General features: G+C 61.7%; 19 protein-coding genes. 7 read left to right on the forward strand and 12 right to left on the reverse strand.

Features of this window, described 5'->3' with window-relative positions:
- Positions 1-12 precede the first annotated feature (12 nt).
- From fis to BLR69_RS24790, 9 genes are all read right to left on the reverse strand, one after another.
- Positions 13-333, reverse strand: a complete 321-nt coding sequence (gene fis / locus BLR69_RS24750) for a DNA-binding transcriptional regulator Fis (RefSeq protein ID WP_002555375.1) — start codon at positions 331-333, stop codon at positions 13-15.
- On the reverse strand, positions 330-1343 hold the full coding sequence (dusB, locus tag BLR69_RS24755) for a tRNA dihydrouridine synthase DusB (RefSeq protein WP_016976994.1): 1014 nt from the start codon (positions 1341-1343) through the stop codon (positions 330-332). The genes fis and dusB overlap by 4 nt, the downstream gene beginning before the upstream one ends.
- 185 nt (positions 1344-1528) lie before the next feature.
- Positions 1529-2725, reverse strand: coding sequence for a DUF3426 domain-containing protein (locus tag BLR69_RS24760; RefSeq protein WP_071493002.1), 1197 nt, complete (start codon positions 2723-2725; stop codon positions 1529-1531).
- 30 nt (positions 2726-2755) lie between these two features.
- A complete protein-coding gene (gene prmA, locus BLR69_RS24765; protein ID WP_071493003.1) occupies positions 2756-3634 on the reverse strand; it encodes a 50S ribosomal protein L11 methyltransferase in 879 nt (292 codons plus the stop codon).
- 266 nt (positions 3635-3900) lie between these two features.
- Positions 3901-5262, reverse strand: coding sequence for an acetyl-CoA carboxylase biotin carboxylase subunit (gene accC, locus BLR69_RS24770; RefSeq protein ID WP_058423580.1), 1362 nt, complete (start codon positions 5260-5262; stop codon positions 3901-3903).
- Between the two features lie 17 nt (positions 5263-5279).
- Positions 5280-5744, reverse strand: a complete 465-nt coding sequence (gene accB, locus BLR69_RS24775) for an acetyl-CoA carboxylase biotin carboxyl carrier protein (RefSeq protein WP_010213489.1) — start codon at positions 5742-5744, stop codon at positions 5280-5282.
- Between the two features lie 24 nt (positions 5745-5768).
- A complete protein-coding gene (gene aroQ, locus BLR69_RS24780) occupies positions 5769-6224 on the reverse strand; it encodes a type II 3-dehydroquinate dehydratase (protein WP_071493004.1) in 456 nt (151 codons plus the stop codon).
- Positions 6225-6459: 235 nt separating this feature from the next.
- Positions 6460-8421, reverse strand: coding sequence for a methyl-accepting chemotaxis protein (locus tag BLR69_RS31640; protein ID WP_071493005.1), 1962 nt, complete (start codon positions 8419-8421; stop codon positions 6460-6462).
- Between the two features lie 53 nt (positions 8422-8474).
- Entirely contained in the window at positions 8475-10145 is a 1671-nt protein-coding gene (locus tag BLR69_RS24790) for a response regulator (protein WP_071493006.1), read from the reverse strand.
- Positions 10146-10533: 388 nt separating this feature from the next.
- Between BLR69_RS24790 and BLR69_RS24795 the strand changes: the two genes are divergently transcribed.
- The 5 genes from BLR69_RS24795 (at position 10534) to BLR69_RS24815 (ending at position 15820) form a co-directional block, all read left to right on the forward strand.
- Positions 10534-11511: a DUF2333 family protein gene (locus BLR69_RS24795; RefSeq protein ID WP_371322043.1), complete on the forward strand. Its 978-nt coding sequence runs from the start codon at positions 10534-10536 to the stop codon at positions 11509-11511.
- Between the two features lie 2 nt (positions 11512-11513).
- Positions 11514-12050, forward strand: a complete 537-nt coding sequence (locus BLR69_RS24800) for an NUDIX hydrolase (protein WP_071493007.1) — start codon at positions 11514-11516, stop codon at positions 12048-12050.
- A 337-nt stretch (positions 12051-12387) separates the two neighbouring features.
- Complete coding sequence (locus BLR69_RS24805) at positions 12388-12759, forward strand: translation initiation factor Sui1 (RefSeq protein WP_017849660.1); 372 nt, start codon at positions 12388-12390, stop codon at positions 12757-12759.
- A gap of 143 nt (positions 12760-12902) precedes the next feature.
- Positions 12903-14816, forward strand: a complete 1914-nt coding sequence (gene speA / locus BLR69_RS24810; protein WP_071493008.1) for an arginine decarboxylase — start codon at positions 12903-12905, stop codon at positions 14814-14816.
- Between the two features lie 140 nt (positions 14817-14956).
- Positions 14957-15820 carry an alpha/beta hydrolase gene (locus BLR69_RS24815; protein WP_083365826.1) on the forward strand — a complete coding sequence of 288 codons (864 nt, stop codon included), beginning with the start codon at positions 14957-14959 and terminating at the stop codon, positions 15818-15820.
- Here BLR69_RS24815 and BLR69_RS24820 read toward each other — a convergent pair.
- Both BLR69_RS24820 and BLR69_RS24825 read right to left on the reverse strand, forming a co-directional pair.
- A complete protein-coding gene (locus BLR69_RS24820) occupies positions 15765-17102 on the reverse strand; it encodes an MATE family efflux transporter (RefSeq protein ID WP_071493010.1) in 1338 nt (445 codons plus the stop codon). The genes BLR69_RS24815 and BLR69_RS24820 overlap by 56 nt on opposite strands.
- A 305-nt stretch (positions 17103-17407) precedes the next feature.
- Positions 17408-18187 carry a hypothetical protein gene (locus BLR69_RS24825; protein ID WP_071493011.1) on the reverse strand — a complete coding sequence of 260 codons (780 nt, stop codon included), beginning with the start codon at positions 18185-18187 and terminating at the stop codon, positions 17408-17410.
- A 152-nt stretch (positions 18188-18339) separates the two neighbouring features.
- Between BLR69_RS24825 and BLR69_RS24830 the strand changes: the two genes are divergently transcribed.
- On the forward strand, positions 18340-23238 hold the full coding sequence (locus BLR69_RS24830) for an alpha-2-macroglobulin family protein (protein ID WP_071493012.1): 4899 nt from the start codon (positions 18340-18342) through the stop codon (positions 23236-23238).
- 76 nt (positions 23239-23314) lie between these two features.
- Here the strand turns inward: BLR69_RS24830 and BLR69_RS24835 are convergent, their stop codons facing one another.
- Positions 23315-23608 carry a hypothetical protein gene (locus BLR69_RS24835; RefSeq protein ID WP_071493013.1) on the reverse strand — a complete coding sequence of 98 codons (294 nt, stop codon included), beginning with the start codon at positions 23606-23608 and terminating at the stop codon, positions 23315-23317.
- A gap of 90 nt (positions 23609-23698) precedes the next feature.
- Here BLR69_RS24835 and pbpC point away from each other — a divergent pair, with 90 nt between their 5' ends.
- Positions 23699-26029 (forward strand): peptidoglycan glycosyltransferase PbpC, encoded by a 2331-nt coding sequence (gene pbpC, locus BLR69_RS24840; RefSeq protein ID WP_071493014.1) that lies wholly within the window; start codon positions 23699-23701, stop codon positions 26027-26029.
- Positions 26030-26048 lie beyond the last annotated feature (19 nt).

Consider the following 26048-nt stretch of genomic DNA (forward strand, 5'->3'; position numbering starts at 1 on the left):
TTGATTGAATGCTTACAACAAATCGTACTGCTTGAGCTTTTTGCGCAAGGTGCCACGGTTGAGGCCCAGCAGCTCACTGGCTTTGGTCTGGTTGCCCTTGACGTAGTTCATCACGCTTTCGAGCAAGGGCGCCTCGACTTCGGAGAGCACCAGGTTGTACACGTCCGTGACGGAAGCGCCCTCAAGGTGGGCGAAATAATTGTGCAGCGCCTTCTCGACACTCCCGCGAAGGGTCTGGCCTTCTTCGCTCGGCGTGTTGAGGTGCTGTTTCAAATTGACGTTGTCGCTCACGGGTGTTGTTCCACTCACTAAAGTCTCGGTCATCATCGTCATGCGGCCACCCCCTCTCCGTCCCCTGTCCCCAGGCTCTTGTAACGCTCGCTGAAGAACTCACGAACGTTGGCGCACTGTGCTTCCGTATCATCCAAACGATTGAAGTGGGCGCGAAACTCCCTGGCGCCCGGCAGGGTTGCGAGATACCAGCCGACATGCTTGCGAGCAATGCGTACTCCCATCACGTCTCCATAGAAGGCGTGCAGGGCGGCCAGATGCTCTAGCAGAATACGTTCCACCTCGATCAGCTCCGGTGCCGGCAACACTTCACCGGTACGCAGAAAGTGCTCGATCTCACGAAAAATCCATGGCCGCCCCTGGGCGGCCCGGCCAATCAACAAGCCATCGGCACCGGTGGCGTGCAGCACGCGCCGGGCTTTCTCGGCGGAGTCGATGTCGCCATTGGCAAATACCGGCATCGACACAGCCTGCTTGATCGCGGCAATGGTGTCGTACTCGGCTTCACCGGTGTAAAGGTCGGCGCGGGTGCGGCCATGCACCGCAAGCGCTGTAATGCCTGCCTGTTCAGCGATCTTCGCCACTGTCAGGCCGTTCTTGTTGTCCCGGTCCCAACCGGTACGAATCTTCAGGGTAACCGGCACATCCACTGCGGCGACAACGGCCTGCAGGATCTCGGCGACCAACTGCTCATCTTTCAACAGGGCGGAACCGGCGGCCTTGTTGCAGACCTTCTTGGCCGGGCAGCCCATGTTGATGTCGATGATCTGCGCTCCCAACTCCACGTTGGCCCTGGCCGCATCCGCCAGCATCTGTGCATCTCCACCGGCGATCTGTACCGAGCGCGGCTCGGGATCACCTTCGTGGATCATGCGCATTCGCGATTTGCGGGTGTTCCACAAGCTCATGTCGCTGGTGACCATTTCCGAGACTACTAGACCCGCGCCCAAACGCTTGCACAGCTGACGAAAGGGCTGGTCGGTGACGCCCGCCATCGGGGCGAGAATCAAGCCGTTCTGCAATGTGTATGGGCCGATGCGTACCGCCGACATAGGACTTCCCTGTTGTGGGGCCGGATCATTAGAGTTCGAAAAAGGGTTGGCATGATACCCGCTCTCGATGACTGGATAAAGGCTGAATTGGATAAAATCTGAACAGTTATTTCTTTATCGCTACCGGTTTGGTTGTGCGGGCCTTTGTCAATAACCCGCCGTCAAACCTTGATGCGTGAACCGATTCACTCGGGCGAGTGGAAGCTCAGGCTGTAATTCACGGCTTTGTTGCCTGGATCGAGGATATCCAGGGAGATATGGATCGGGGTTTGCGATGGCATTTCGCTAACGCCGGCCAACTCGCCGCTGAGGTATTCGGCAGGTTTGAAGCGACGGCTGGCAATCAGGTTGCCGTTCAAGTCGGCAAAACGCAGCTCCAGCAGCGGGAAAGGCTGGGAGAAGGTCGCGCGGTTATAGATGATGGCATCCACCACCAGTGCCCCGGCAAAGTCCGGGTGGCTGCGCACCACCAGGTTACTGCTCTTGATATGGGCGATATCGACCCGTGATGGCACGGTGCAACCCAAGGTGGGGCACAGTTGCTGGAACCACGGGCGATAGGCGTCCTGGCGGGCCAGGTCGTCGAATTGGTACGCGATGTACTGGCCCGCGAGGCCGGCGGCGGCGATCAGTACCAGCAGCAACCAAAGCAGTCGACGGCCCAGGCCCGTCGGGCGTTTTTGCGCATAGAGATGCAGCGGATCGTCTTCCAGGTCCTGCAGCAGGTCGTCATGGGCGCCGGTTTCAGCGCGTGGGCGCTTGCGGCGAGGTGGCAGGCGATCTTCGGGCTCGGCCGCTTTGGTCAGCGGCGTGAACGGTGGGTCGATGTTGTCATCGTCTGGTGTTGAACGCAGTGGCGGCTCATCGTCGAGATCGTCGGTGTGGAACGACATGGACGGTTCGGTGCGCTGCCTGGTCGCAGGTTCTGGCTCGTTTTCGTTGACGTGGAGGCGCTCTTCAGGCGGCTCGCTGAACAGGCTTGCCGCCCATTTTTCTTCTTCGGCCTTGACCGTATCGCGGCTGGCGCTGAAGGACTCTTCCTTTTGGCGGCGGTCGGTGCCGGGCTGGCGACGATCTGCACTAACGGGCAATGTATGCTGAATCTCGCGGCGTTCCAGCTTGGCCAGTTCTTCGTCCAGGTCCAGGTTGTCCAGGTCCAGCTCTTCGGCGGTCCACTGCTTCTGGCTGATGGCGCGCGGCGCCTCGGGAGTGGCCTCGGGCTGCGGCGCCTGGGCGCGTTGCTCCAGCAACTGGCGAGCTGCATTGAACACTTGCAGGCACGAGCCGCAGCGAACCACGCCACGGGCCACGCTCAATTGAGCGTGGTTGACGCGAAAGCGCGATTGGCAATGCGGGCACTGGGTGACGAAACTGTCGGTCATGCGGCCATCCGATTCAGGCAAGCGCTCATTCTAGCGCCGACGACCGCTGATGCGTACCCAGCCATCGCGGTCGGCGATCGGATCCAGCTCGAAATCCTTCGCGTAGGCGGCGGCGACGTCTTCGCCCTGCTCGGCCAGGATGCCAGACAGCGCCAGGCGGCCGCCCGGCTTGACCAGGCTCGACAGTTGCGGTGCCAGCGACACCAGCGGCCCGGCGAGGATGTTGGCCACCAGCACGTCGGCCTGTACCTGGGGCAGTTGCTCCGGCAGGTAGAGTGGGAATTTGCCTTCAGGAATGTTGTTGCGCCCGGCGTTGTCGCGGGAGGCTTCCAGGGCTTGCACGTCGATGTCGGTGCCCACGGCTTCCTTGGCGCCGAGCAGCAGGGCGGCAATCGCCAGGATCCCCGAGCCGCAACCGAAGTCCAGCACGTGGCTGTCGGTCAGGTCCTGGCCGTCCAGCCATTCCAGGCACAGTGCGGTGGTCGGGTGGGTGCCGGTGCCGAACGCCAGGCCCGGATCCAGCAGCAGGTTGACTGCGTCGGGCTCGGGCGCGGCATGCCAGCTCGGTACGATCCACAGGCGCTGGCCGAAACGCATCGGCTGGAAGTTGTCCATCCAGCTGCGTTCCCAGTCCTGGTCTTCGATGACTTCGCTGTGGTGCTCTGGCAGCGGGCCGCCGGTGAGCAGTTCCATATGGGCCAGCACGGCGTTGGCGTCGGTGCCGTCTTCGAACAGGGCCAGCAGGTGGGTGTGAGACCACAGCGGCGTGGTGTTGAGTTCGGGCTCGAAGATCGGTTGGTCTTCGGCGTCCATGAATGTTACGGAGACAGCGCCTACTTCGAGGAAAGCGTCTTCATAGGTTTCGGCTTGTTCTGGGCTGATGGCGAGACGGACTTGCAGCCAAGGCATGGCGGGCACCTTTGAAAAAATGAGTGTGCAGCGGGGTGGGGCTGCGAAAGGGCGCAAGTTTACGCGAGCGCACAGAAGAAGACGACATACACCGATCAAATGTGGGAGGGGGCTTGCCCCGATGGCGCTGGATCAGACACAGATGCATCAACTGACACTCCCTCATCGGGGGCAAGCCCCCTCCCACATTGGACCCCGTACATCCAGGAAATCCGGGGCCCGGAAACAACAAAGCCGCCCGGAGGCGGCTTTGTTGTTTGGAGCACTTACTGGTTAGCCAGCTTGTGTTCCAGGTAGTGAATGTTCACACCACCTTCGCAGAAGCCTTCATCACGCACCAGTTCCCGATGCAGCGGGACATTGGTCTTGATGCCATCCACCACGATTTCGTCCAGGGCGTTGCGCATGCGGGCCATGGCCTCATCGCGGGTGGCGCCCCAGGTGATCAGCTTGCCGATCAGCGAGTCGTAGTTGGACGGAACCTTGTAGCCGCTGTACAGGTGCGAATCCACACGTACGCCGTTGCCACCTGGAGCATGGAAATGCTTGACCAGGCCTGGGCTCGGGATAAAGGTTTTCGGGTCTTCGGCGTTGATCCGGCACTCCAGGGAGTGGCCGTGGATCTTCACGTCGTCCTGGGTGAAGGACAGCACGTTGCCGGCGGCGATGCTCAGCATCTCCTTGACGATATCGATACCGGTGACCATCTCCGAGACCGGGTGCTCTACCTGCACGCGAGTGTTCATCTCGATGAAGTAGAAACGACCGTTTTCGTACAGGAACTCGAAAGTACCCGCGCCACGGTAGTTGATATCGATGCATGCCTTGACGCAGCGGGCCAATACTTCCTGGCGGGCTTTTTCGTCCAGACCTGGTGCCGGGGCTTCTTCCAGTACCTTCTGGTGGCGACGTTGCAGCGAGCAATCGCGGTCACCCAGGTGAATGGCGTGGCCCTGGCCGTCGGACAGTACCTGGACTTCCACGTGACGTGGGTTGGTCAGGTACTTTTCCAGGTAGACCATCGGGTTGTTGAACCAGGCGCCTGCTTCGGAGCGGGTCTGCTTGGCGGCTTCGATCAGGTCTTCTTCCTTGTGCACCACGCGCATGCCGCGACCACCACCGCCACCGGCGGCCTTGATGATCACCGGGTAGCCGACTTCGCGACCAATGCGCAGAGCGGTTTCCTCGTCTTCAGGCAGCGGGCCGTCGGAACCTGGAACGGTTGGCACGCCGGCAGCGATCATGGCTTCCTTGGCGGAGACCTTGTCGCCCATCAGGCGGATGGTCTCGGCTTTCGGGCCGATGAAGGTGAAGCCGGATTTTTCCACCTGGTCGACAAAGTCGGCGTTTTCCGCGAGGAAGCCGTAGCCTGGGTGGATGGCGGTAGCGCCTGTCACTTCTGCTGCAGCGATGATGCTTGAGACTTTCAGGTACGAGCTTGTAGCCACTGGTGGGCCGATGCAGATGCTTTCGTCCGCCAGTTTCACGTGCATCAATTCAGTATCGGCCGTCGAGTAAACAGCGACGGTCTTGATGCCTTGTTCCTTACAGGCGCGCAGGATTCGCAGGGCGATCTCACCGCGGTTGGCGATCAGGACTTTTTCCAGTTTCTTCGCAGGTTTCAACATCGAAGGCACTCCGCGGTTCAAACGATGGTGAACAGCGGCTGGTCGTACTCAACCGGCTGACCGTTTTCTACCAGGATGGATTCGATGACGCCGGCTTTTTCAGCGGTGATGTGGTTCATCATCTTCATCGCTTCAACGATGCAGATGGTGTCGCCCACTTTCACGGTAGCGCCGACTTCAACGAAGGCTGGCGAAGTCGGTGCCGGGGTGCGGTAGAACGTACCGACCATTGGCGACTTGACCACGAAACCGTTCAGCGCAGGGGCGGCTGGGGCGGCAGGTGCAGCGGCAGCAGCAGGGGCGGCGGCCGGAGCAGCAGCGGCCGGAGCCGGCGCTTGCATCTGTGGCGCGTAGAACTGTTGGGCCGGGGTCTTGCTGTGGCGGCTGATCCGTACGGACTCTTCGCCTTCCTTGATTTCCAGCTCGTCGATACCGGATTCTTCCAGCAGTTCGATCAGTTTCTTAACTTTACGGATATCCATGAATCATCAACTCCCAAGGGTCGGTCAGGGGCGCTTGGCCGGTTGTTCAAGTTGTTCCAGGGCGGCCTCCAGGGCCAGTCGGTAACCGCTGGCGCCAAGGCCGCAGATCACACCTACCGCTACATCGGAGAAGTAGGAGTGATGGCGGAAAGCTTCGCGTTTGTGCACGTTCGACAAATGCACTTCGATGAATGGGATGCTCACCGCCAGCAGCGCGTCACGTAATGCAACACTTGTGTGCGTAAAAGCGGCGGGATTGATCAGGATAAAGTCCACGCATTCGCCGCGCGCGGCATGGATGCGATCAATCAATTCGTACTCGGCATTGCTTTGCAGGTAGAGCAGATGGTGGCCGGCTTCACGCGCCCTGCGTTCGAGATCAAGGTTGATCTGCTCCAGGGTGACTGCCCCGTAGACGCCCGGTTCGCGGGTGCCGAGCAGGTTCAGGTTGGGTCCGTGAAGAACCAGTAAGGTCGCCATCGGCTGTTCCTTGTTATTGATGTGGGTACGGCAGAACCCGGCGACTATGCCGCAAAGCCTTTGTGACTGTCCAGTTCTATGCAGTAGGCGGCACGATTAGCGAGGATAGCGCGAAATTTGTGACTGTGAGGCTGGAACCGGTCATTGGTAACACCGTCTCGAATCCTGTGGAGATAAAATGTGGGAGGGGGCTTGCCCCCTCCCACATTTGATCTCTATAAGGTTGAAGGTCGTGTCAGACGCGGAAGGCTTGAACGGCAGTGTTGAGCTGCCCACCCAGCACCAACAACTGCTCACCCTGTCGTCGGCCCTGACCGATTCGCAGCAAATTATCCTCACCCAACTGATGAATCCGCTCACTGTTGTCGCGAATCTCACTGACGGCACCACTCTGCTGCGCGGTCACATCGGCGATGCGCACGGCGGTGTCGGAGATGGTCTGGATCGCGCCGACGATTTCATCCAGCGCACCGTCCGCCGCCTGGGCTTGCTGTGCGGTGGCTTCGGCGTGTTCGACCTGGGCGCGCATGCCTTGCACCGATTGGTGGGCGGCGCTTTGCAGCCCGGCGATCAAGGTCTGGATTTCGGCGGTGGCGCCCGCGGTGCGTTGGGCCAGCGAGCGCACCTCGTCGGCCACCACGGCAAAACCGCGTCCGGCTTCACCGGCGCGGGCGGCCTCGATGGCGGCGTTGAGGGCCAGCAGGTTGGTCTGGTCGGCAATCGAGCGGATCACCGTGAGTACCCCGCCGATGGTGGCAGATTCCTCAGCCAGTTTTTCGATCATCTGCGCGTTTTGCTGCACTTCGCCCACCAGGGCATGTAGCCCGGTCAGGCTCAGGCCGATCACGCGCTGGCCTTGTTCCACGGCCTGGCCGGCGCTGCGACTGGCACCGGCAGCCTGGCTGGCGTCGCCGGCGACTTGCTGGATCGTCGCTTCCAGTTCGCCCAGCGAATCACGGATCTGCGCGGTATCCCCGGCCTGGCGTTCGGCGCCGTCGTGCAGTCCGCTGCTCAGTTCGGCGAGGGTGCGGCTGCTGCCGGCGACTTCCTCGGCGTTGCCGCGAATGGTGCCGACCAAATCCACCAGGTAGGCGCGCAGGCGGTTCAAAGACGCTTCGATATCGTGCAGTTCGCGGTTGGTCTTGCCCAGGGCAATCGGCCGGCTGAAGTCACCTTCGGCCCAAGTCGACAGGGCTGGCGCCAGGTTGGTCAGCACCCGCGCCAGCTTGCGTTGCAGGGTGTCGATCAATAGCGCGATCAACAGGATCAGGCCAATCATCAGCCCTTGCATCAGGCGCACTTCGCCCTGGATTTTGGCGTGTTGCGCGCGCACGACCGGCTCCAGGCCGGCGATGGCTTGTTGCACGGTGTTGATTTTCTGGTGGGTCTTGGCGGCCAGGTCGGTGCGTTGCTGGATCTGATCGCGGGTGCGCTTGAGTTCGGCGGGGTAGCGGGTCAGCAGGCTGTTGAGTTCACGCTTGAGGTCGACGCCGGTGTCCTGGGCTTCGGTTTTTTCGCTGTTCTCCAGGCCCATCAGCGCAGAAAAATCATCGGCGCTGGACTCGGCGCTGGCCTTCACGCCGAGCAACGGCAGTTGCTCCAGCAGGTCTGCCTGGCTGCGAATGTTGCCGACTTCGCGTTCCACATCGTCGGCCAGTTCCGCACGCCCGCTGCTCACCAGTTTGTCGCGGGCCAGCGACAACTTGCCCAGGTGCTGGGAGGCGGCCAGCAACGGCGGCAGATAGCGGGCGGCTTCGGGAGAACTCACGCCGATGGCGTACTGGCTCAGTTGCTCCAGGTTGGCGCCCAATTCACGTTCGGCTTGCAGCAGCAAGGCTTGCGGGTCGCCTGCGAGCTTGCCGGCCGCCAGCAAGTCGGTCTTGCTGAACGCATCCAGGTCCACCAGGCTTGGGCGCAGGTTCTGCGCCAGGTCCGCCGGCAGTTCATCCAGATGCTGTACCAGGCTTTCCAGGCTTTGGCCCGCGCTGCTCAAGCGCAGGGCGTCGCCGCTGGCCAGGTAGTCGTCGATGTTGCGCGCGGCTTCGTTCTGGAAACTCTGCGACAGGCCCAGGTAGCGCTCCATCAGCAAATAGGGCCGCTCCAGCGCCCGTTGCGACCACCACAACGTCGCCCCCAGCGCCAGGCACACGGCCACCAGAAGAAGGGTATTGAGATTGGTCAGCAGCTTCAGGCGCATGCGTGGTTTCAACCGACAGCAAAAGATAAGTGCCTGAAGTTATTGCGTTTCCGTTACAAAGTTATGACGGAATCAGTGGATTCCGGTGAAAAGATGGCACTTTGCTTTGATGTACGTGCGGCTTGCACACGATTGCGCCCAGCGTCCTTGGCACGGTACAGCGCCTCGTCGGCCTGGGCGGCCATCATCAGGCTATCGGAGCCGTCGCACAGCTCCACCAGCCCTGCGCTGAAGGTGCACCACAAATCCTGGGGTTGCGCCGGGTAGTGGATCTCGGCAAAGCGCCCACGGATTTCATCCAGCACTCTGCAGGCCGATTCCAGATCGGTGTCGGGCATCACGATGGCGAATTCCTCACCACCATAGCGCCCGATGTAGTCGGTCTTGCGCAGGCGCTGCTTGAGAAACAGCGCCAGGCTCTTGATCACGCGGTCGCCCATGGGGTGGCCGTGGCTGTCGTTGACCCGCTTGAAGTGGTCGATGTCGAGCATGGCAAAGCTCAGCGGTTTGTTCTCGCGGCGTGCGCGGAAGCTGCAGTCTTCGAGCAATTGCAATATGTGGGTGTGGTTGTACAGGCCGGTCAGGCTGTCGCGCACCATCCGCGCCTTGAGGTTGCGCGCCCGCGCCGCGCGGTTGCGCACGGTGGTGATCAGGTGGCGCGGCTTGATCGGCTTGGTGAGGAAGTCGTCACCGCCTTCGCTCATGGCGTCCAGTTGTTTGTCCAGGTCGTCTTCGGCCGACAGGTAGATGATCGGCACGCTGACGTAACGGTCGTTATGGCGGATGACCTTGGCCAGTTCGGTGCCGGTACAGGCGGGCATGTACATGTCGAGGATGATCAGGTCGGGCTGGAAGTCCGCCAGCTCGGCCATGGCCTGGATCGGTTCGATCAAGGTGCGGGTGACGATACCGGCGCTGTTGAGCAGCCGCTCGGTGTGCAGCGCCTGGGCCCGCGAATCGTCGATGATCAGCACTTTATACGGCTCGTACTGGGCGACGCAGGTCAGCACTTCGATCTTTTCCAGCAGGCTGGAAGCTTCCAGCGTACCGGTGAGGAATTCCTGGCCCCCGGCGCGCACGGCGGCCAGGCGGGTCGGGGTGTCGGTTTCGTGCAGGCTGAAGAACAGCAGCGGCAGCTTCTGTTCCAGGCCTTCCTGGGCTTCGGCGGCGAGCTTGAGGCCCAGGCCGGCACCGCAGAAATCCACGTCCATCACAATCGCCGAAGGCAGGCGCTCGGCCATCGACGCACGAAACGCCGCCACGCTGTCGAGGGATTGGGCGCTCATGCCAAAGAACTCCAACTGCTTGGCCAGGCGCTCGGCACGGTCGTGATCGGCCAGCATCACGTAGATCGGCTTGCGCATCGGCGGCAGGAAGGTTTGTTCGAGCTGGTCGCCCTGGCGCAACCCGGTACGGGACAGGCGCTGCATCAGGCGGTTGAGTTCGGTGATCAGTTGGCTGCTCAGGCGCCCGCGGTTTTCGTCCACGGCCTTGAGGGACTCGCCGATGTGCTGCGCGAGCTGGCTGTGTTCCGGCTGTTCGAAACGCTCGGCAAAGCGCAGCAGGCGCAGATTGGCCTCACTGAGTTCGGAAAGGTCGGTGCCGGACCACTCGCTGCGTTGCAGGCGCTGCCAGATCTCAAGAATTTGACGTGCCTGATGAATTACCCGCTGGGCAAAATGCTGCTTGAGGCGCTCACGGCTGGGGTCTTCTGGCTCGGTCATATCCTGACTACTAGTGAGGGTGCATGCTGAGGTCGACTGATGGCTCTATGCTAGCACCTCTTTCCCATGGGATGAGTGTCATACGTCAATAAACTGCGCGTGCGGAGTATTCAGTTGCTGACCCGCTGGTCGCACGGCGTAAAAAGCGTGCATCCTTTATAGTCCAACACCCTCTGTGCGCCAGTTTGGCGAAAAGCCCCGCACGGGCGGGCACGATGGGGTAGGGTTGTGGTCGGAGTGTTTGAACGCACACCATCAATTCAAGTGCATGAACTCAAGTGATTGAAAGGATATCGCCATGCTGGACTGGAAAAACCGTGCAGGCAGTGCCAAAGGCCCCGCCCCTGAGCCCAAGTCGGCCAACCGCAGCTATTTTCGTACCCTGCTGATGAGCCGTGCCGTGCTCAGTGTGCTCGGCCTGTACCTGTTGGTCACAGGTGCCCTGGGCTGGTACTGGAGCGAAGAGCCGGCGCTGTTCCCGGTCCAGCAGAATGCGCAGATTGCCGCCGAAAAAGACGGCAAGCAGATGGTGGTGGGCTTTACCACCGTCGAAACCCTCAAGACCGTGGTCGGCACCTTGCTGAACAAGCCGGGCGGCTACATTTCCAACGACCGCTTCCCGCCTGGCCTGTGGATGGACAACATGCCGAGCTGGGAATATGGCGTGCTGGTGCAGGTGCGTGACCTGACCCGCGCCCTGCGCAAAGACTTCGCCCGCTCCCAATCGCAGTCGGCCGAAGACGCTGATCTGGCCAAGGCCGAGCCGCGCTTCAACTTCGACAACAAAAGCTGGGTGCTGCCGTCCAGCGAGTCCGAGTACCAGGAAGGCATCAATTCGCTGAGCCGCTATGAAGCGCGCCTGTCCGACCCGAACCAGAAGGGCGCGCTGTTCTATGCGCGTGCCGACAACCTGAACAACTGGCTGGGCGATGTCGCCACCCGCCTGGGCTCGCTGTCGCAACGCCTGTCGGCCAGTGTGGGCCGGGTGAAGTTGAACACCGCGCTGAAAACCGAAGCGCTGGCGCCGGGTGAAGTGCCGCAGGTTGATGAAGAAGTGGTGGAAACCCCATGGATGCAGATCGACAACGTGTTCTACGAAGCCCGTGGCCAGGCCTGGGCACTGTCCCACCTGTTGCGAGCCATCGAAGTGGACTTTGCCGACGTACTGGCCAAGAAAAACGCCACCGTCAGCGTGCGCCAGATCATTCGTGAGCTGGAAGCCTCGCAGGAACCGGTGTGGAGTCCTATGATTCTCAACGGCAGTGGCTTCGGCGTACTGGCGAACCACTCGCTGGTGATGGCCAACTATATTTCCCGGGCAAACGCTGCAGTGATCGACTTGCGTCAGCTCCTCAACCAGGGTTGATGATGGACGCTACTCAAAAGGAGGCCGCCCACCGTGCGGCCTCCGACGCTGAACTGATCTGCTGGGTCGACGAACAGGACAACCTGCTCGGGCACCTGGTCAGGTCGGACCTGCGCCAGCGCGGCCTGATTGGCCGTTGCACCTTTATCTTTCTGTTCAACTCCCGCGGCGAGCTGTGTGTGCATCGACGCACCTTGAGCAAAGCGTTGTACCCCGGTTTCTGGGACACGGCGGCGGGCGGGATGGTCGCGGCGGGTGAGTCCTATGCCGTGTCGGCCGCCCGTGAGCTCGGAGAAGAGCTTGGGGTCAGTGGGGTGGAACTGGCCGAGCATGACCATTTCTATTTCGAAGATGGCGACAGCCGGCTCTGGTGCAAATCCTACTCGGCCGTGTGGGACGGGCCGCTGCGCCTGCAGCCGGAGGAGGTGATGGAAGCGCGCTTTTTACCTATCGAAACCGTCCTGCAGGAGGCCGAGCAAAAGCCCTACTGCCCGGACGCCCAGGAAGGCTTGCGCCGCTATCTGGCCTCACGTCGCTAAAGTTGCATAAATTGGCGCCATTTGGCTCTTAGCAAGTCGGCTTTTTGTGGTTACACTGCGCGACTTTTCACCCGAACCGCCTTTGTTTCACCACGCAATCACTGATGATCGATTGCCGATCCCTGTAGGAGCGAGCTTGCTCGCGAAAAACTCGAGAACGATGTGGGCAGCCTGAATGCCCGCGTTATCGTTGAGGACCTTTCGCGAGCAAGCTCGCTCCTACAAGGAATAGTGACGTTGGTGGTTCGGTAGCGCTGCCCCTGCCTGAGTGGGGCTTCGCGGTCGGCAACCTCTTTGAAGGTGCCGATCAGTCTTTGTCCTCCCAAGAGGATTGCCGGTGGCCAAAAAAGCCGCATCCTTCGCCGCCCTTGGTGGCCTGGTATTTTCCACCGACGCAGGTCGACACTGCCCGGACTGTCGTCAGCCCGTGGACGCGTGTACCTGCAAACAGACCCTGATTCCCGAAGGCGACGGTATTGCCCGCGTGCGACGCGAGAGCAAAGGCCGTGGCGGCAAGACGGTGACCACCATCACCGGTGTGCCGCTGGCCGAAGACGCGCTGAAGGAACTCGCCACTACGCTGAAAAAGCGCTGTGGCACCGGTGGCGCGTTGAAAGACGGTGTCATCGAGATCCAGGGCGATCACGTCGAGTTGCTGTTGGCCGAGCTGATCAAGCTCGGGTACAAGGCCAAGAAGTCCGGCGGCTGAAAGCCTCTTCCCGACCTGTGTCTAAACTCTGTCCTGCGCGTGGGGTCCTACCTTGCACGCAGGCAAATCGTCATTTTCATTCTTTAGACTGCGCCAGCCTCAACCAGGGGCGGCGCTTTCGCCTTCATTTATAGGGGACTTCGATGTCCGTACGACGCACACGCAAAGACGATGGCAGCCAATGGACAGTTGCGGACAGCCGCAGTGTTTACGGGATCCGCCATTGGGGGGCCGGGTATTTCGCGATCAATGAAGCCGGTCGCGTAGAAGTCCGTCCGAACGGCCCGAACAGCACGCCCGTCGACCTGTACGAGCAGGTCGACGAGCTGCGCAAGAGCGGCCTGTCGTTGCCGCTGCTGGTGCGCTTCCCCGACATCCTGCAAGACCGTGTACGCCAACTGACCGGCGCTTTCGATTCGAACATCGAACGCCTGGAGTACCAGAGCAAGTACACCGCGCTGTACCCGATCAAGGTGAACCAGCAGGAAGCGGTGATCGAAAACATCATTGCCACTCAGAATGTGTCCATCGGCCTGGAAGCCGGCTCCAAGCCCGAGTTGCTCGCCGTATTGGCCCTGGCGCCAAAGGGCGGCACCATCGTCTGCAACGGCTACAAGGACCGGGAGTTCATCCGCCTCGCACTGATGGGCCAGAAGCTCGGCCACAATGTGTTCATCGTGATCGAGAAAGAATCCGAAGTTGAACTGGTGATCGAAGAGGCCGCCAGCCTCAAGGTCAAGCCACAGGTTGGCCTGCGCGTGCGTTTGTCGTCGCTGGCGTCGAGCAAGTGGGCGGATACCGGTGGCGAGAAGTCCAAGTTCGGTCTGTCGGCGGCGCAACTGCTGTCGGTGGTCGAGCGCTTCCGCGCGGCGGGCCTGGACCAGGGTATCCGCCTGCTGCACTTCCACATGGGCTCGCAGATCGCCAACCTGGCCGACTACCAGCACGGTTTCAAGGAAGCTATCCGTTACTACGGCGAATTGCGCAACCTCGGCCTGCCGGTGGACCACATCGACGTCGGTGGCGGCCTGGGCGTGGACTACGACGGCACGCATTCGCGTAACGCCAGTTCGATCAACTACGACATGGATGACTATGCCGGCGTGGTCGTGGGCATGCTCAAGGAATTCTGCGACGCGCAGAGCCTGCCGCACCCGAATATCTTCTCCGAAAGCGGCCGTTCCCTGACCGCTCACCACGCCATGCTGGTGGTGCAGGTCACCGACGTCGAGAAACACAACGACGACGTGCCGGTGATCGAGAACAAGGAAGCCCTGCCGGAAACCGTGCAATGGCTGGTGGACCTGCTCGGCCCGACCGACATCGAGATGGTCACCGAAACCTACTGGCGCGCCACCCACTACATGAGCGACGTGGCCACGCAGTACGCCGACGGCAAGCTGACCCTGGCCGAAAAAGCCCTGGCCGAGCAGTGCTACTTCGCTGTGTGCCGCCGCCTGCACAACTCGCTCAAGGCCCGTCAGCGCTCGCACCGTCAGGTGCTGGACGAACTCAACGACAAGCTGGCCGACAAGTACATCTGCAACTTCTCGGTGTTCCAGAGCCTGCCGGACACCTGGGCCATCGGCCAGGTATTGCCGATCCTGCCGCTGCACCGCCTCGACGAAGAGCCGCTGCGCCGCGCCGTACTGCAAGACCTGACCTGCGACTCCGACGGCAAGATCAAGCAGTACGTCGACGAGCAGAGCATCGAGACCAGCCTGCCGGTGCACGGCTTGAACGAAGGTGAGGACTACTTGCTGGGCATCTTCCTGGTGGGCGCCTATCAAGAGATTCTCGGTGATATGCACAACCTGTTCGGTGATACCGATTCGGTGAACATCTACCAGCGTGAAGACGGTTCGGTGTACAGCGCCGGTATCGAGACCCATGACACCATCGAAGACATGCTGCGCTACGTGCACTTGTCGCCGGAGGAGTTGATGACGCACTACCGTGACAAGTGTGCGAGCGCGAAGATCAGTGCCAGTGAGCGTACGCAGTTCCTGGATGCGTTGCGTCTGGGCCTGACGCGGTCCTCCTACCTGTCCTCATGATTCCCCTGTAGGAGCGAGCTTGCTCGCGAAGAACGTTAACGATAACGCGGGCAACCAGAATGCCCGCGTCGCCTAGAGGTTTTTCGCGAGCAAGCTCGCTCCTACAGTGAGGTTCGTCAATGTTGAGGAAGTGTTTCGTCATGGTATTCGCCGCATGTCTTGCGGCCTGCTCCCCCATCAAAGTCCTCAACGCGCTCACACCTTCCAGCACCTTCACCAAGACTGCGGCCATCGCCTACGGCGCTGATCCCCGCCAGAAACTCGATATCTACCGTCCCGCTCCCGCCATAGCCAACGCGCCCGTCGTTGTGTTTTTCTACGGCGGCAGTTGGAACAGCGGCTCCAGGGACGACTACGGTTTCGTCGGCGAAGCCCTGGCGTCACGCGGCATTGTCGTGGTGATTGCCGACTACCGGCTTTATCCCCAAGTGCGTTACCCCGCGTTTCTCCAGGATGGTGCTCAAGCGGTGGCCTGGACCTATCACCATATCGCCGACTATGGCGCAGACCCCAAGCGACTCTATGTGATGGGCCACAGCTCCGGTGCCTATAACGCGTCGATGTTGGCGCTGGATGCGCGCTGGTTGAATGCGGTGGGCTTATCGCCTGCCATTTTCAAAGGCTGGATCGGTCTGGCCGGGCCGTATGATTTTCTGCCCATTGAAAACAAGGACGTACGGCCGGTGTTCTTCTTCCCTGACTCGCCGCCCGAGTCTCAGCCGATCAACCACGTCAGTGCCGATGCGCCGCCAAGCCTGGTGATGGCCTCAACGGATGACAATCTGGTCAACCCAACGCGCAATACTGGCGGCTTGGCTGATAAGTTGCGCGCGGCCGGCGTGCCGGTAGAAGCGTTTTACTTCTCCAGGACCAACCACCAGACGCTGGTGGCCTCCCTGTCCAGGCCTTTACGGTGGTTGGCGCCGGTGCTGGATAAGGTCACGGCGTTTATCCAAGCCACTGGTCCTGTCGGTTCAAGCGCCAGGCAATCGCCCACAAAGTAAGGCTGCGCAGGGCCATGAACAGCAGGAAGCTGATCCATAACCCGTGGTTGCCGAACCCCTGCAATGCCCAGGCAAATGGCAGCAGGATCACCACGGTCAGCAACATGCCATTGCGCATTTCCCGTGCACGGGTGGCGCCGATGAACAGCCCGTCCAGCAGGTAGCTCCACACTGCAATCAAGGGCAACACGGCCAAGTAGGGCAGGTAGATATCGGCGGTTTCGCGCACGCTGGGGATATCGGTCTGCATAGCAATAAACAGATGGCCGGCGAAAGTGAACAACAGGGCAAAGCCGACGCTGGCGATCAGTGACCAACCGCAGGCGACCACCAATGAACGGCGCAATGCTTGGCGGTCATGAGCGCCGATGGCGTGGCCGCAAAGCGCCTCCACTGCATGGGCCAATCCATCCAGGGCGTGTGCGGTCAGCAACAGGCCGTTGAGCAGCAGTGCATTGGCCGCCACGGTGGCATCGCCCAGACGTGCGCCTTGCACCGTAATCATGAAAAACACCGATTGCAGTGCAAGGCTGCGGATGAAAATGTCGCGGTTCACCGCCAGCAGCGGGCGCCAGCTCTCCCATAATTTCAGTGCTGCCCAGGCGATATGGCCGGGGTAGGCGCGCAGGGCTTTTTGCGTCATCGCCAGGCCCAGCAAGGCGCCGGTCCATTCGGCAATCACGGAGGCCCGCGCCGAACCGACCACGCCCCAGTCCAGACCCAGCACAAACCACAGGTTCAGGGCGATGTTGACCAGATTGGTGGTCAGCAGGATCGCCAACGGCGCGCGGGCGTTCTGCGTGCCGAGGAACCAGCCCACCAGTGCATAGCTGGCAAGGGCGGCAGGCAGGCCGAACAGGCGGGTGTGGAAAAACGCCTGGGTCAGTTGATTCAGTTCCGGGGAGGGCTGCATCCATTCCAGCGCCAGATGGCTCAGCGGTATGCCCAACGTGCCCAATAGCATTGCCAGGCCCAGCGCCAGCAGCAGGCCTTGCAGGAGGATTTGTCGCAGCGCGGCCCCATCATTGCGCCCGGCAGCTTGTGCGGCAAAACCGGTGGAGCCCATGCGCAGGAAACCCATGGCCCAGGCCAGGAAGGTATACAGACTGGCCCCGACCGCCACGGCGCCCAGTTGATGAGCGTGGGGCAGGTGACCGATGACCATGCTGTCGACCAGGGCCACGAGGGGCACCGAGATATTCGACAGGATCATCGGCGCGGCCAGGGCCCAGACGCGGCGGTGGGTGGGGCGGTGGCGCCAGTCGGTGAGTAGGGTGGGCATGGGGGCTCCTTGGGGGAGCGGCATTGTAACGGGTCAATGATCGCTCTGCGGAGCGAATGTAGGAGCGCCTGAACTGAACGGTACCAGGGCGTTTCTGTATTGTGGAAACAGGTAGGGGCAGTTGTTGTGGCTATCTGGAAAAGCCTTGGTTGTTGATGAGTTGCTACCTGATAGGGACGAACGCTAAATCCTGGTGCCTTGTACGTGCGCGGGTTATTACTCCGTCTCATGTCCTGCTGAAGTGAGAATACAAGATAGCCGTGAGACGACTATCTTGTATGAGCGTGAATGGGTGAGTGTTAGGGTTATTTATGTTTTAATTGTGATAGGTGTGTTTTAGGCTCGGTGGATGGAGATGGCGAGCTGCCCTCTTTTCCAGGGTTTTTAACAGGTTCCTCAACGAAGGTGCCTTCCCCTGGATAACGCCTGGTTACGATGTTTGTATTGACGTTCGGACCAACAGTGATGTTTTTTGCGAGTTCATCTTTACTGTTACTAACTATTACGATGTCAGTGTTTTTATGGTTGTGCGCGTCAGGGTAATATTTGGTTTTCCCAACTTCTATGACAAGTTTATTGTCTTCAGTTGCAGAGATTTTTATTTCATCTGATATGTTGTTTGGTTCTATCCTTACCGTCTGTCCCGGGTAGGGTTTGTCATCCCGAATTATTTTTTCAAATTCGCTGACGAAGGCCGTTTCATTATCAGCGATGATTCTAAAACCGATTTCATTGTTGGGAGTGATGAAGGATTTTTCACTGTTTTCCGGGGCGACTGTTTTTCCATTGGAGTTGGTTTCTAGTCTGGTGAATTCAGAGGGGTTGGGGAGGGGGGGGAATTGCATTTGAAGTCCTTTGGGTTGTAGGTATTTATACTCACCACTGTAGGTGAGCTCGAACTTCGTGGTGTTCACTGGTTTAAGGGTTCCAGCGCTACTTGTAACAGCCTGTATTTTGGTCAGGTTGTATCTATGGCTCAGATTACGCATCATTGATGCTGGCGCTTGATTCGCCCGGCAGTGCTCCAAAAGACCAGGCTGCACAGCGTCATGAACAGGGTTTTCTTTGACTTGCACCGCCAACATTTGGATCTCCAGTGTTTGTGGGATTTGGCTCGGCATTGCGTCCCATCAAGAACCAAACCACCCTCCGTCGGTCAATGTGACCAGCACCACATCGGCCCCGTGCGGGCTGATATATAGTTCACCCCTCGGACCCCTCTCACAACGAGTGCCCCATGTTTAACAAAGGATTGTTCCTGGCCTGTGCGCTGGCCCTGCTGAGCGCCTGCGATTCTTCCGATAAACCGGCTGCCCCGACCGCTCCAGCAGCGGCGACGGTTGCACCCCAGCCGGCCAAGGCGGCGGTGGACGTGGCGGCGCTGAAGCAGCGCTACGCTGGGCGTGAGTTGAGTGTGGTGGACGTGTCCGAAGTGCAGCTCGATGGAGCCAGCACCCTGTCCGTGAGCTTTTCCATTCCACTGGACCCCGATCAGAAATTCGCCGACAAACTCCACTTGGTGGACAGCAAGTCCGGCAAGGTCGACGGTGCCTGGGAAATCTCCGATAACCTGATGGAACTGCGCCTGCGCCACCTGGAGCCGCAGCGCAAATTGGTGCTCACCGTCGATGCCGGGGTGAAGGCAGTCAACGGCAATACACTCGCCGCCGAGTACAGCGCCCGCCTGGAAACCCGCGACCTGCAAGCCACCGTCGGCTTCGCCAGCCGTGGCACTTTGCTGCCGACGCGTTTGGCCGAAGGCCTGCCGGTGATCGCGCTGAACGTCGACAAGATCGACGTCGAATTCTTCCGCATCAAGCCCGAATCCTTGCCGACCTTCCTCGCGCAGTGGGGGCGCAACACGAGCTTGCAGAGTTATGAATCCCGCGAACTGCTGCCGCTGGCCGACCTGGTCTACGGCGGTCGCTTCGACCTGAACCCGGCGCGCAACACCCGCGAAACCCTGTTGCTGCCGATCGCCGGCCTCAAGCAGTTGCAGCAGCCGGGTGTGTACCTGGCGGTAATGCGCGCCTCGGGCACCTACAACTATTCCCAACCGGCCACGCTGTTCACCTTGAGTGATATCGGCCTGTCGGTGCACCGCTACGCCAATCGCCTGGATGTGTTCACCCAAGCGCTGGAAGGTGGCAAGGCGCTGGACGGCGTCGACCTCGAGGTGCTCGACGCCGAGGGTCGTGTGGTCGGCCAAGGCAAGACCGAGAAGGGCGGCCACGCCGAGTTGCCGTTGCCGAAAAAGGCCCAGGTGTTGCTGGCCAAGCTGGGTGAACAGACCAGCATGCTGCGTCTGGACAGCGCCGCATTGGACCTGGCCGAGTTCGACATCGGCGGCCAGCCGTCCCATCCCTTGCAGTTCTTCGTGTTCGGCCCGCGTGACCTGTACCGCCCCGGTGAAACCGTGCTGCTCAACGCCCTGCTACGGGACAAGGATGGCAATGCCGTCAAGCCGCAGCCGGTGAGCGTCGAAGTACGTCGCCCGGATGAACAGGTGAGCCGCAAATTCGTGTGGGATGCCGACGCCTCCGGCCTCTATCAATATCAACTGCAATTGGCCGGCGAAGCGCCAACCGGGCGCTGGCAGCTGGTGTTCGACCTGGGGGACGGCAAGCCGCAACTGTATGAGTTCCTGGTCGAAGACTTCCTGCCCGAGCGCCTGGCGCTGGAACTCAAGGGCAGCGATACCGCACTGAGCCCGGCGGATAACCCGGTGATTCAGGTCAATGGCCGTTACCTGTATGGCGCGCCGGCATCGGGCAACCGCGTCAGCGGGCAGATTTACGTGCGGCCGTTGCGCGAAGCGGTCAAGTCGCTGCCGGGCTATCAGTTCGGCTCCGTCACCGAAGAAGAACTGAGCCAGGATTTCGAACTGGACGAAAGCGTGCTCGACGCCAAGGGCCAGGAAGCGTTGACCCTGGAAAGCAAATGGGCCGAGGCCAAGTCGCCGCTGCAACTGATCGTGCAGGCCAGCCTGCACGAGTCGGGCGGGCGACCGATTACCCGGCGCCTGGTGCAACCGATCTGGCCGGCCGGACAATTGCCGGGCCTGCGCGGGTTGTTTGACGGCAAGGAAACCAATGGCGATGGCCCGGCGGAATTCGAAGTGCTGCTGGCCAACCAGGACGGGCAGAAGCTCGCCGCGCCAAACCTCAAGGTGCGCCTGGTGCGCGAGCGCCGTGATTACTACTGGAACTACTCCGAGAGCGATGGCTGGAGCTACCACTTCAACGAGAAATTCCTCAACCTCGACGAACAGACCCTGAGCATCAAGGCCGGCGACACGGCCAAGGTCAGCTTCCAGGTGGAGTGGGGCCCGTACCGCGTCGAGGTGGAAGACCCGCAGACCGGCCTGGTCAGCAGCCTGCGCTTCTGGGCCGGCTACCAGGCCCAGGACAACACCGAAGGCGGCGCCGTACGCCCCGACCAGGTCAAGCTGGCGCTGGACAAACCGGCGTATGGCGACGGCGATACCGCCAACATCACCGTTACTCCACCCGCTGCCGGTAAAGGCTATTTGCTGGTGGAGTCCGCCGAAGGGCCGCTGTGGTGGCAGGAAATCGATGTGCCGGCCGAGGGCAAAAGCTTCGCCGTGAAACTCGACCCGAAATGGTCGCGCCATGACCTGTACGTCAGTGCCCTGGTGATTCGCCCGGGCGAGCGCAAAGCCAACATCACACCCAAGCGTGCCGTGGGCCTGCTGCACCTGCCGCTGGATCGCACCCAGCGCAAACTCGGCGTGACCCTCACCGCGCCGGAAAAAATGCGCCCCAAACAGCCGCTGACGGTGAAAGTCACCGCCAAAAATGCCGATGGCAGTGTGCCGAAACAGGTGCATGTGCTGGTGGCAGCGGTGGACGTGGGCATCTTGAACATTACCGAATACCCGACGCCGGACCCGTACTCCAGCCTGTTCGGCCGCAAGGCTTATGGGGTGGACCAGTTCGATATCTACGGCCAGTTGATCGAAGCCGGGCAGGGGCGTTTGGCCAGCCTGGCATTCGGCGGCGACGCGGCGTTGGCCAAGGGTGGCAAGCGCCCGGATACCAGCGTGACCATCGTCGCCCTGCAAAGCGCGCCGGTGACCCTGAATGAGCAGGGCGAGGGCGAAGTCAGCGTCAACATCCCTGACTTCAACGGCGAACTGCGCCTGATGGCCCAGGCCTGGACCGACGACCGCTATGGCATGGCCGAAGCCAAGACGGTGATCGCCGCGCCGTTGATTGCCGAGCTGTCGGCGCCGCGCTTCCTGGCCGGTGGTGACCAGACCACGTTGGCGCTGGACCTGTCCAACCTGTCGGGCCAGGCGCAGAAGCTGGATGTGCAACTGAGCGCCGAAGGGCAGTTGGAGTTGCTCAACGCTGGCGCGCAGACCGTCGAGTTGAAACAAGGCCAGCGCACCACCCTGCGCATCCCGGTGAAAGCCTGGGGCGGTTTGGGCCAGGGCAAGGTCAAGGTCACCGTGAACGGGCTGGACCTGCCGGGTGAAAACCTGCCGCCGTTCACCCGTGAGTGGACGTTGGGCGTGCGCCCCGCGTACCCGGCACTGCTCAAGCATTACCGCGCGGTGCTCAAGGATCAGCCGTGGAGCCTGCCGGCGGGCACGCTGGATCAGTTCGACTCATCAGGGCGCCAGGCGCTGTTGAGCCTGTCGAGCCGGCCGCCGCTGAACCTGGGTGCACAGATCAGCGCACTCAAGGCCTACCCCTATGGTTGCCTGGAACAGACCGCGAGCGGCCTGTACCCGTCGCTGTATGCCGACGATGCGCTGCTCAAGCGCCTGTCGATCAAGGGCGAGTCGGACAGCGAACGTAAACGCAAGATCGAGCTGGGCATCGAACGCCTGCTGGGTATGCAGCGCTACAACGGCAGCTTTGGCCTGTGGGGCGCCGACGGCGAAGAAGAATACTGGCTGACGGCCTACGTCACCGACTTCCTGCTGCGTGCCCGCGACCAGGGCTTTGCCGTACCGCCGCAAGCCTTGAAGAAGGCCAGCGAGCGCCTGCTGCGTTATGTGCAGGAACGCAACCTGATCGACGTCGACTACAGCGATAACGCCGACCACACGCGCTTCGCCGTACAGGCCTACGCTGGCATGGTGCTGGCGCGCAGTCAGCAGGCGCCATTGGGGGCGCTGCGCAGTATTTTCGAACGACGCAGCGATGCGCGCTCCGGTTTGCCGCTGGTGCAGTTGGCTATCGCGCTGCAGAACATGGGCGACCAGCCGCGTGCGGACCAGGCCTTGCTCGCTGGGCTGGCGGCGCAGCGTAACGCCAACGAGTGGCTGGCCGACTACGGCAGCCCGCTGCGGGACCAGGCAATGATCCTGGCCCTGTTGGAAGAGAACGACCTGGCCAATGGCAAGCGTGAGGAGCGCTTGTTTACCCTGTCGGATCAGTTGGCGGCCAGCCCGTACCTGTCGACCCAGGAGCGCAACTCGCTGTTCCTGGCCGGGCGCCTCGGGTTTGCCAAGCCAGAGGCGAACTGGCAGGTGTCGCTGACCGGCAGTGGCGGCGTGCAGGCATTGAGCAACCAACACTCGACGCTGGAACTGGAGGGCAAGCTGCTGTCCAGCGATCTGACCTTGAGCAATCAGGGCGACGCACCGGTGTACCAGCAACTGACGATCTCGGGTTATCCACAGGTGCCACCGGCAGCCGGTGGCGACAACCTGAGCATCCGCCGCGAATACCTGGGCATGAACGGCCAGCCACTGAACCTGCGCAACCTCAACAGCGGTGAGCTGGTACTGGTGCATCTGGCGGTCAGCGCCAAGCAACGTTTACCGGATGCCCTGGTGGTGGACCTGCTGCCGGCCGGCCTGGAACTGGAAAACCAGAACCTGGCGCAAAGCGCCGCCAGCCTGGAAAACGCCAGCAGCCAGGTGAAGGAGTGGCGGGAGTCGATGCAGAACGCCTCGCTCAAGCACCAGGAGTTCCGTGATGACCGCTATGTGGCGGCGATCAACCTGGAAGGTTCCGGCACCACGCACCTGCTGTACCTGGCGCGTGCCGTGACGCCGGGCACTTATCGCGTGCCGCCGCCGCAGGTGGAGTCGATGTACCGGCCGAACTGGCAGGCGGTGGGGGAGACGCCGGCGGATCTGGTGATCAAGGGGCGCTGATAGCTCAATTTGAAAGGGGACCTCAATGTGGGAGGGGGCTTGCCCCCTCCCACAGATGATTTGCGGTGTTTTGGGGTCAGTGGACGACCCAGCTCAGAAGCCACAGGCCCAGCAGCAGCCAGATGATGCCCATGATGATCGACGCCCGCATGAAGGCGCGCACCGCCGAGTACAGCAGCATCAGGCCGACAATCAGGGTGATGATGCTGATGATCGAGGTGTCCATGCCCAAGGTGCGGGACAGGCCATCGATGAAGTTGCCACCGGCGTGGGTCAGCGCACCGAACAGGCCGCTGAGTCCGTCGACGATAAAGCGGATGATCGAACCGAGCGCCTGGCCCAACCATTCGAAAAAGCTTTCTACCTGCATGTGTGTGTCCTGATGAGAAGGTGGGCGTATCTGTGCCTTTGGTTGTTATTGCGACAGGCTAGTTCCCTACCAGCATAGAGGTTTGCCCGTTTGAGTTTGCGTTTAGTTGCCCGCTGGACCCTGGCCATCCTCTTGTTGGTGATCGCCCTGCTGTGGCTGGCTGACCGCATCTGGCCGTTGCCGCTGCCCAAGGATGACTTGGCGCGGGTGGTGCTGGCTGAGGATGGCACGCCCTTGTGGCGGTTTGCCGATGCCGACGGTGTGTGGCGCTACCCCGTGCAGACCCGCGAGGTGTCGCCGTATTACCTGGATGCGCTGCTCACCTATGAGGACCGTTGGTTCTACCAGCACCCCGGAGTGAACCCGCTGGCGCTGGTGCGGGCGACATGGCAGAACCTGACCGGTGCGCGGGTGGTGTCGGGCGGCAGCACCTTGTCGATGCAGGTGGCGCGCTTGCTGGACCCGCATTCGCGCACCTTTCACGGCAAATTGCGTCAGTTGTGGCGCACCGCGCAGCTGGAATGGCACCTGTCCAAGGAAGAAATCCTCAACCTCTACCTGAACCGCGCCCCGTTTGGCGGTACGTTGCAGGGCGTGGCTGCCGCCAGTTGGGCGTACTTGGGCAAGTCGCCGTCACAGCTGACCCACGCCGAAGCCGCCTTGCTCGCCGTGCTGCCCCAGGCGCCCAGCCGCTTGCGCCCGGACCGCCACCCCCAACGCGCGCAGGACGCCCGTGACAAAGTGCTGCGCCGCCTCGCCGAATTCCAGGTGTGGCCGCAAGCTGCCGTCGATGAGGCCCTGGAAGAGCCGCTCTTGCTCGCCCCACGCCTGGAACCGAGCCTGGCGCCCTTGCTCGCACGGCGCCTGAACCGGCCGGACAGCCCGCCGCTGATCCGCACCACCCTGGACGCGACCCTGCAACGTCGCCTTGAAGACCTGCTGTTGGGCTGGCGCGCACGTTTGCCGGAGCATACCTCCGCCGCGATCCTGGTGGTGGAAGAGGAAACCATGGCCGTGCGGGCCTACCTCGGTTCTGTGGATATCAACGACGCCAAGCGCTTTGGCCATGTGGACATGATCAGCGCCCTGCGTTCGCCGGGCTCCACCTTGAAGCCCTTCCTTTATGGGATGGCGCTGGATGAGGGGCTGATCCACTCCGAATCCCTGCTGCAGGATGTGCCCCGGCGGTATGGCGATTACCGGCCGGGCAACTTCTCCATGGGCTTTACCGGTGCAGTGCCGGCGAGTACGGCGCTGTCCAGCTCGCTCAACCTCCCAGCCGTGCAGTTGCTGGAAGCCTACGGGCCGAAGCGCTTCGCCGCCGAAATGCGCATCGGCGGCGTGCCGTTGGCATTGCCGGCGCTGGCCGAGCCGAACCTGGCGCTGATCCTGGGCGGTGCGGGCAGCCGCCTGGAAGACCTGGTGAGTGGCTACAGCGCCTTCGCCCGAGATGGCAAAAGCGCCACCCTTCGCTTGCAGCCGGACGATACGCTCAGGGAACGGCCACTCCTGTCGCCAGGGGCCGCCTGGATTGTGCGACGTATCCTCAGCGGCCAGGCACGGCCGGACCGCGACCCGCGTGCCGAATTGGTGCAGCGTCCTGTATTGGCCTGGAAAACCGGCACCAGCTACGGCTTTCGCGATGCCTGGGCGATCGGTGTGGGGCCGCGTTACTTGATCGGCGTGTGGATCGGCCGCCCGGACGGCACGCCGGTGCCGGGCCAGTTCGGCCTGGCCTCCGCCGCACCGTTGATGTTGCAGGTGCACGACGTACTGACCAACCGTGACAGCCAGCGCGGTATCAGCGCGCCGGTCAAACCGGTGCCGGCGAATGTCGGCGTAGCGGCGATCTGTTGGCCATTGGGCCAGCCGATGAGCCGCAGCGATCCCAACTGCCGCCGCCAGCGCTTTGCCTGGACCCTGGACAACACCACACCACCCACTTTGCAGGCGTTGGACCAACCGTTGAGCGTGGGTTTGATGGAAAGCGTGTGGGTCAATGCCAAGGGCTTGCGGGTGGACGCCCATTGCCCCGGCGCCGAGCCCAGGAGCATCGCCCTGTGGCCCGCGCCCCTGGAGCCTTGGCTGCCCAGGGTCGAACGCCGCGAAGCGCGCATTCCCGCGGCCGACCCTGATTGCCCGCCACCGGCGCTGGCCGCGTCGTCACCTTTATCCATCGTTGGCGTACGTGAAGGTGACCAACTGCGCCTGCCCGCTGCCAGCCAACAGGCGCTGCGCCTGAAACTTTCCGCGTTGGGCGGTAGTGGCCGGCGCTGGTGGTTCCTCAATGGCGCGCCGTTGGGGGACAGCGCCAACCAGGACTTTATCAACGCCAGTTTCGAACAACTGGGGCGCTATCAACTCAGTGTCCTTGACGAAGCTGGGCAGACGGCGCGTGTCGAGTTCAGCGTCGTTGATTAGATCGCTATCGGGGGCAAGC

The organism is Pseudomonas azotoformans, from assembly GCF_900103345.1.
GTDB classification, from domain to species: domain Bacteria; phylum Pseudomonadota; class Gammaproteobacteria; order Pseudomonadales; family Pseudomonadaceae; genus Aquipseudomonas; species Aquipseudomonas azotoformans.